This window comes from Kribbella sp. NPDC026596 (genome assembly GCF_040638415.1).
In the GTDB taxonomy this organism is placed as follows: domain Bacteria; phylum Actinomycetota; class Actinomycetes; order Propionibacteriales; family Kribbellaceae; genus Kribbella.
Genome location: NZ_JBEZYF010000094.1, coordinates 24,181 through 31,140 on the forward strand (window position 1 = coordinate 24,181; position 6,960 = coordinate 31,140).

Here is a 6,960-nt window from a genome sequence, read left to right on the forward strand (position 1 = left end):
GCTGAAAGCTCACCTGAGGCCGCGTTGTTTGTGTTGTCGCCACGGCGCCGGAGCTCCTCCGGCGCGTTCAGTGGACGAAAGGAATCACGATGATGAAACGCAATCGGCTGGTCGCGGCCGCGGTAACGCTCGCCGCGCTGGCCACCACCGGTACGGCGTCAGCGGCGACGTCCGGTTCGGATCCGAAGCCCGGCGCCGCGAAATCCGGTGCCGCGGTGAAGGTGGAGGGGAAGTCCAAGCCGGCCAAGGATGTCGACCTCGCCAAGATCGCGGCGAAGCTCGGCGTGACGACCGCCCGGCTCAACGCAGCGCTGGTCGCGGCCAAGAGGTCGCTGGCCGGCTCGACCAACGTCACACCGGAGGCATTCGTCAAGGCGGTCGCGGCGAACCTGGGGCTGCCGGTCTCGCGGGTCAAGGCCGCCGTGGAACCGTTGATCCTCGAGCCGGGGCGCGCTCGCGCCGGCGATGGCAAGCAGGGCCACAAGGCCAAGCAAGAGGACAAGGGCAAGAAGGGGGCGGACGACCCGCGGAAGTCGCCGTTCGCGAGCAACGCCGCAGCGGCACGGTTGGCCGCGGCGCTCGGCGTCAGCCAAGCCAAGGCCAAGGCCGCCCTGGTCACTCTGGTATCGGCTCCCGGCGGAATCGTTCCGACGTCCAAGGCCTTCCGCGACATCGCCCACTCGCTCGGGGTCAGCGCCGATCGGTTGAAGACCGCGTTGGGGGATCTGAAGCAGTCACTGGCCAACCGCTGACAGCTGCCGAACGTCACCTCATCAGAACCTCATGATCGACGGCGAGGATGGACGACGATGCGGATACTTGTCGTGGACGACGACCCGGCCGTGCGGCGGTCCTTGGAGCATGCGTTGGGCCGCGACGGGTACGACGTGGCATCCGCGGCTGATGGGGCGTCCGCCCTCGCGGAGCATGGCGTGTTCCGCCCGGACGCAGTGGTGCTCGACGTACTCATGCCCGAACCGAATGGGCTCGAGGTCTGCCGGACGCTGCGTTCGGGCGGGTACGACACGCCGATCCTGATGCTCACGGCCCGGGACCTGGTCACCGACCGGGTCGCCGGGCTCGACGCGGGGGCCGACGACTACCTGGCCAAGCCCTTCGCCCTGGAGGAGTTGCGGGCCCGGCTTCGAGCCCTGCTGCGGCGCAGCGGCGCAAGAGCCGAGGTGCTGCACTTCAGCGACGTCGACCTGGACTTGAGCGGCCGCCGGGCCGAACGCGCCGGCCGGCGCCTGGAGCTGACCAAGACGGAGCTGTCTCTGCTGGAGCTGTTCCTGCGCAACCCCCGCCGGGTTCTGAGCCGGACCCAGATCTTCGAGTCCGTCTGGGGCTACGACTTCGGCCCGGAGTCGAACGCGCTCTGGGTCTACATCAGCTACCTGCGAAGCAAGCTCGAAGCCGACGGCGGCAGCAGACTGATCCAGACGGTGCGCGGCCTGGGCTATGTCCTGCGCGAGGAGCCATGAACCTGCGCACCCGGCTGGCGATCGCCGGAGGGGCCATAGCCGCGGGCGCGCTGGTTCTCGTGTCGGTGGTCCTGTATCCGGCCGTGGAATCCAGCCTCCGCGGCCAGATCGACAGCTCTCTGGTGACGGCGGCCGGCCAGGCACCGGACGTGGCGAAGGCCATCAAGGAGAAGTTCAGGGGGACGTCCAACGAGGGGGCCTTCCCAGCTGTTCCGCTGGGGATCGGGAGCACCCAGCTGCAAATCGTCCCGGACCCGGTCCGTGCCGGGCCGTCGGCGCAGTTCGTCGACCTCACGGACCGCGACGTCGCCGTCGCGAACGGAACCGCCGCTGCCTATTTCCGTAACGCCGTGTACGACGGGGTCGCCTACCGCATCTATACCGCCCCGTTCCCGGGAGCTCCCGGTACGCTCGTGCGCACAGCGATCCCGCAATCCGATCCCGCGCCCACCCTGCGCCAACTCGCCTGGCTGCTCGCTGCATCGACGGTGGCCGCCGGACTCCTGGCGGCACTTGCCTCACGCCTGGCCGCGCGCCGCGTCCTGCGACCCGTACGTCGGCTCACCGAGACCGTCGAACTGATCCGCACGACCGGCGACCTGGCCATCCCGATCCCCGCCGACAGCCAGGACGAGATTGGCCGGCTCGGCTCCGCGTTCGCCGGGATGACCGCCGCCCTGGACGAGTCCGTCGGAGCTCAGCGCCGCTTGGTGGCCGACGCGTCGCACGAACTGCGCACGCCACTGACGAGCCTGACCGTGAACCTCGAACTTCTGGCGGAAGACCTGACCGACACCCAGGCCCCACACCTCGCCGCAGAAGCGCTCGACCAGGCCGGCGAACTCAAGGCGCTGATCAACGACCTGGTCGACCTGGCCCGCTACGGCCAACCCGCTTTCCACACTGAAGACGTCCGCCTCGACCTCGTCGCCGAGCGCGTCGCAGCCCGCGCGACACGTCGGGCAGCACAGATCGGCTTCGACTTGACCTGCGCGCCCACCCTGGTCCACGGAGACCCCGACGCCCTGGAACGCGCCGTTGCGAACCTGGTCGACAACGCAGTGAAATGGAGCCCGTCCGGGGGCCGGATCCTGATTCGCGTCCAGGAGGGCACTCTCGACGTCGCGGATGCCGGCCCAGGGATCCCCGACAGCGACCTCGATTTCGTCTTCGACCGCTTCTACCGCTCACCTGCTGCCCGCGCGCATCCCGGATCAGGACTGGGCCTGGCCATCGTCCGACAGGTCGCCGAGGCTCATGGCGGCACGGCCGAAGTCGTGCCGTGTCCTAGCGGCGCGCTACTGCGCCTGAAACTGCCCGTGTGCAGCGAACACGCTGAGCCCCGGACAACACCGAGCTGAAGGTCTGGCTTTGCGCTCTCAGGAGAGCGCGGCGATCCAGTCGCGCAGGTTCGCGTCGGTCGCTTCGCGGGCCGGCGTGAGGTGGGCGAACGTTCCGTCCGAGGCGACCAGCGCGATCGTCACCTGCGTGAGATCCGGCGGGACCATGACGTCACCCGAGAACGCCCAACTGGCGGCGCCCTTGAAGTCGAGGCCGACCGGCACGGCGAACGTTCCCGCCGACTTCGAGATCGAAGCCGCCAGTTGGTCCACGTCCTTGGGGTTCAACAACGAGCCCTTCCAGTCCTCCGGCGGCATGACCAGGAGGAAGCCCACGACCGGAGGCTTACCGGCTCGCGTCATCGGCAGCAGACGGCCGAGCGCAGTCCGGATCCCGTCGGCAGATCCTGCCACGATCACGAACGGCTTGCCGCCGTACGACGTACTGTCGACGAACCCGCCACCGACCGCGTTGAGCCGGAAGCTGCCGATCTCGTTGGGCCCGACGTCACCACTATCCGGCGGCCCCTCAGTCGACTCGCCTTCCGGTGTCACCACGGTCGAGGTGGCGCCCGGCGGGTATTCGGTCGAGAAAGTGTCGGCCTTGATCACCGGGCCGAAGGTCACCTCGGTGATGACTTGCTCCGGGTCGCCGTAGGCCATCACCAGGCCGGTCTTCTCGTCAAGCGCGATCTCTCTGGCGTCCATGTCCGGCATGTGCGCACTGGATTCCACCTTGTCGCAGTGGTACCGGATCGCCGTCCGCCCGAACAACGTCTTCGTGCCGAGCCGCTTCGCCGCGGGACAGAACTGTTCGAACTTCTCGGTCCCCGGCCGGTAGAAGAAGGTGTTGTCGGGGGAGTCGTCTTTGCCCGGATTCTCGATCCGCTGGTATTTCGGGTCCTCGTCGGGGCTGTAGATCAGCAGTACCTTGCCGTCCCAGACCTGGTAGTACCCCGCGCCCGGGCCCGTGAGCATCGTCAGCCGGTATCGCCTGTTTCCGTCCGCGAACAGCTCGAAGGACTCCGAACCGCCGTCGTCGTCCGTGGACGCGCCTCGAATCCTGACCAGATCAGGTGACACCGTTGACGTTGCCGAAGGCAACGCGGATCCGCTGCCTGATTGTTGCCCGCCACAACCACCTGCTGCCGCGACGGCGAGCACGGCCGCGCCGATGAACATCTTTGCTTGCTTCCCCCGCACAGTCATGCCGACTGCGCTCCTCCCCTGTCGGTGATGCTCCAGGGACCGGCGGAGGCGACCGGCCGTGATCCCGTGGTGCACCCCAGACCTGCCCGTGGGCGCACGCAGCGCTGTTTCAGCTCAGTCTGCGCGCGGAGAGCCCGGCGCGGACTGAGTAATAGTGCTCAATTCGCCGGGCGGCGAAAACCACACCACCCGCGCCCCCGCACATGCGACCTCCGCGCGGATGGAACTGGTGCGAAAGCTGCGGCTGTGGCCTGCTCCCGCGAAGGTCGGAGCGTGGGGTGCGACCCTCTGCAAATGGCGTGCTCTTCAGCACTGCGTGAGCGCCGGGCAGGGCAGTGCCTCAAAACGAGACACGCTGCCGGGCGCGAGCGGCATAGAATTTCACATTCGGGATGCGCCCGAAAGGAGTTCGCCATGACCACCATCGACGCCGATTCCCAAAGCGCCCCAGAGGTACGCGCCCAACATGCCGCTGAGGCCGCGGTCCCAGCGGTGACTGGAGACCCGTCCCTGATCGGTCTCCCCAGTTTCATCGTGGGATCGGTCGCGCTCGGGCTCGTCCTTGTCGGCTACGTATCTGCGGCGTCGGTCGGGGCATCGCTCGCCATCCTCGTCGCGGCCACCGGCCTGGGCCTGGTGATCGCGGCCGTCTGGGCGGCAGCTGTCGGCCAGAGTGCGGTAGCCGGGGTGTTCGGCATCTTCGCTGGGTTCTGGCTCAGTTACGCAATGCTCGTACTGGGTCTCACACACGACTGGTTCGCCATCCCCGCTGCGGACGCGCTCGACACGCAAGGCCTGTTCCTGATCTCGTGGCTGGTAGTCATCGGGATGCTGACCCTGGCCACACTCCGCCTGCCGGTCGCGTACACGGTGCTCTTCGCCCTGATCGAAGCCGCACTGGTGCTGGTCTTGATCGGGACCCTGCAAGAATCGTCGGATGTGCTCCGCGTCGCAGGTGTGGTGGTGTTCGTCTTCGCCGCGGTAGGTGTCTATCTGTTCTTCAGCTCGGCTTCGCAGGCGACAGGCGGAAAAGCGCTTCCGCTCGGACCACCGCTCGTCCATTGATTGAGCCGCCTTGTCGGTCGAAAGATCATCTCTCAGCCGCGTCACCTGTACCCAGATCCGTGCCCGAGGCTGGTCGGCGAACAAGGGACAGTCGGTCACTATGAGACGGATGAGGCCGCTACCTAGCTCAACACGAGGAACGGATCGAACCTCTCGATGGTGTTTGAGACATCCTCAGGGCTACTCATAACCCAGAGGCCGTCGTCCGGCCGGCCCACGCCCGTTCGAACCTGCGCCACTCGGGCCTGTGGGGCCACCTTTCGGGACGCAATCTGGGAAGGCAACGACCCGTACTGCGGGTGACGCTGCCAGACGAGCCGGAGGGAGATGTGATCTTGTTCGTCGAGGATGGGCGATTGAGCTATCTCGAGTACGTCTACTACACCGACAGGCCTCCGTCATGGCCCTCACAAGACCGGCTACAGCCATTCCCGATGTCTAGATAGCCCCTGCGAGCGAGCGCGCCCGTCGCGGCATGTCCGTGCGTGGAGCCGTTCTCCCTTGAGCTGGACGGGATCCTCGCCCGCCGGAAGAAAGCCGCGGCCTGCGAGGTTGTGCCTGGCATGACCACACCTGTCGACCGCGCCGTCGCGGCGCTGCGTGCCAACCACGACACCCTCGCCGCACTGGTGCCGACCTTGTCCGAGGAACAGCTGAGGGGCCGCAGTGGGGCGGCGGAGTGGACCGTCGCGCAGGCGCTCTCGCACCTCGGAAGCGGTGCCGAGATCTCCCGCAAGCCGATCGCGACCGCCGCGGGCGAGCAGGTCGAGGCCGAGGACATCCAGTTGATCTGGGCCCGGTGGAACGCCGCGTCTCCGGCCGACCAAGCGGCCGGGTTCGTCAAACACGACGCGGCGTACCTCGACACGGTCGGGGCGCTCAGCGCCGAGCAGCGCGATCGCCAGATCGACCTGGGCATCCTGCCCCAGCCGGTGCCGCTGGTGGTCGCGCTCGGCATGCGGCTCAACGAGGTCGCCAACCACGCCTGGGACGTGCGCGTCGGCGTCGACCCGTCGGCGACCGTGGATTCGGACGCGGCCGAGCTGCTCGTCGAGCTCTACGGTGGGCCGCTGGCCTTCCTTCTGGGCTTCGCCGGCAAGGCCGACCAGGTCGAACGGGAGGTCCGCCTGGCGATCCCGGGCGGCGGCATCGAGATCACCGACGCGGTCACCGTGACCGACGCGCTCGACGACCCGACGGCCACACTCGAGGGTCCGGCAGAGGCCGTCGTGCGGCTGCTCAGCGGACGCCTCGGCGCCGAGCACGCCGCCGGCGTGAATGTGACCGGCAACGTCACGCTGGACGAGCTCCGGAAGGTCTTCCCCGGCTACTAGGCCGCGAGGCATCTTGAGGCCACGCCAGACCGCGGTTCGAACCCTGCACGCGCCACCAGCACCACAATCAGCCCCTGACCTGTGGAAACGCAGGTCAGGGGCTGATTTGTCGTGGCCCTCGCTGTGGGTGGGCTGTGGTCGTGGGGGCTACTGGGCTTCGATCGTGACGGTCTTGAGGGTGCCGGTGAATCGGAACGGTGGCTTGTAGGCCGGCGAGATGGGTGTGCCCCAGTCCTCGCCGGCGTCGAAGGTGTCGTCGGTCGAGAAGTACTCCGGGACGGTCTTGTCGATCCGGCCGTTGCCGACGGCCTCGCCGTCGGGTCGTAGCGTGCCGCTGCCGCCCTTCCCCGGACCGCCGCCGTCGTAGGCGAAGTCGAAGCGGATGGTTGACGGCCCGTTAGGGCAACGCCTGCGACGAACGTGATCGTGTAGTGCTCTTGAGTTGGGTCAATCGGGTTAGTGCCTTGGGATCGGGTGATCCAGTGCGTCGAGGATCGCCTCTTGGTCGGGACTGAGGGCGGGTGGGATCGT

The 6,960-nt window shown here is 67.8% G+C and carries 7 protein-coding genes; 6 read left to right on the top strand and 1 reads right to left on the bottom strand.

What is annotated here, in order from left to right:
* The first annotated feature begins 89 nt into the window (after nucleotides 1–89).
* From AB0E63_RS42485 to AB0E63_RS42495, 3 genes are read left to right on the top strand one after another with little or no spacing between them, the layout of a single operon-like run.
* Nucleotides 90–752, top strand: coding sequence for a hypothetical protein (locus AB0E63_RS42485; RefSeq protein WP_360379388.1), 663 nt, complete (start codon nucleotides 90–92; stop codon nucleotides 750–752).
* 57 nt (nucleotides 753–809) lie between these two features.
* A complete protein-coding gene (locus tag AB0E63_RS42490) occupies nucleotides 810–1,481 on the top strand; it encodes a response regulator transcription factor (protein ID WP_360379390.1) in 672 nt (223 codons plus the stop codon).
* Complete coding sequence (locus AB0E63_RS42495; RefSeq protein ID WP_360379392.1) at nucleotides 1,478–2,842, top strand: HAMP domain-containing sensor histidine kinase; 1,365 nt, start codon at nucleotides 1,478–1,480, stop codon at nucleotides 2,840–2,842. Before AB0E63_RS42490 ends, AB0E63_RS42495 begins: the two co-directional genes overlap by 4 nt.
* Nucleotides 2,843–2,860: 18 nt before the next feature.
* On the opposite strand, the gene AB0E63_RS42500 is transcribed toward AB0E63_RS42495, so the two are convergent.
* Complete coding sequence (locus tag AB0E63_RS42500) at nucleotides 2,861–4,030, bottom strand: hypothetical protein (RefSeq protein WP_360379394.1); 1,170 nt, start codon at nucleotides 4,028–4,030, stop codon at nucleotides 2,861–2,863.
* 414 nt (nucleotides 4,031–4,444) lie between these two features.
* On the opposite strand from AB0E63_RS42500, the gene AB0E63_RS42505 reads away from it, so the two are divergent.
* The 3 genes from AB0E63_RS42505 (at nucleotide 4,445) to AB0E63_RS42515 (ending at nucleotide 6,796) form a co-directional block, all read left to right on the top strand.
* Nucleotides 4,445–5,095 (top strand): GPR1/FUN34/YaaH family transporter, encoded by a 651-nt coding sequence (locus AB0E63_RS42505; protein ID WP_360379396.1) that lies wholly within the window; start codon nucleotides 4,445–4,447, stop codon nucleotides 5,093–5,095.
* A 563-nt stretch (nucleotides 5,096–5,658) separates the two neighbouring features.
* The gene (locus tag AB0E63_RS42510) at nucleotides 5,659–6,429 is read left to right on the top strand and encodes a maleylpyruvate isomerase family mycothiol-dependent enzyme (protein ID WP_360379399.1); all 771 of its coding nucleotides are present in this window, start codon (nucleotides 5,659–5,661) and stop codon (nucleotides 6,427–6,429) included.
* 217 nt (nucleotides 6,430–6,646) lie between these two features.
* On the top strand, nucleotides 6,647–6,796 hold the full coding sequence (locus AB0E63_RS42515; RefSeq protein WP_360379402.1) for a hypothetical protein: 150 nt from the start codon (nucleotides 6,647–6,649) through the stop codon (nucleotides 6,794–6,796).
* Nucleotides 6,797–6,960 lie beyond the last annotated feature (164 nt).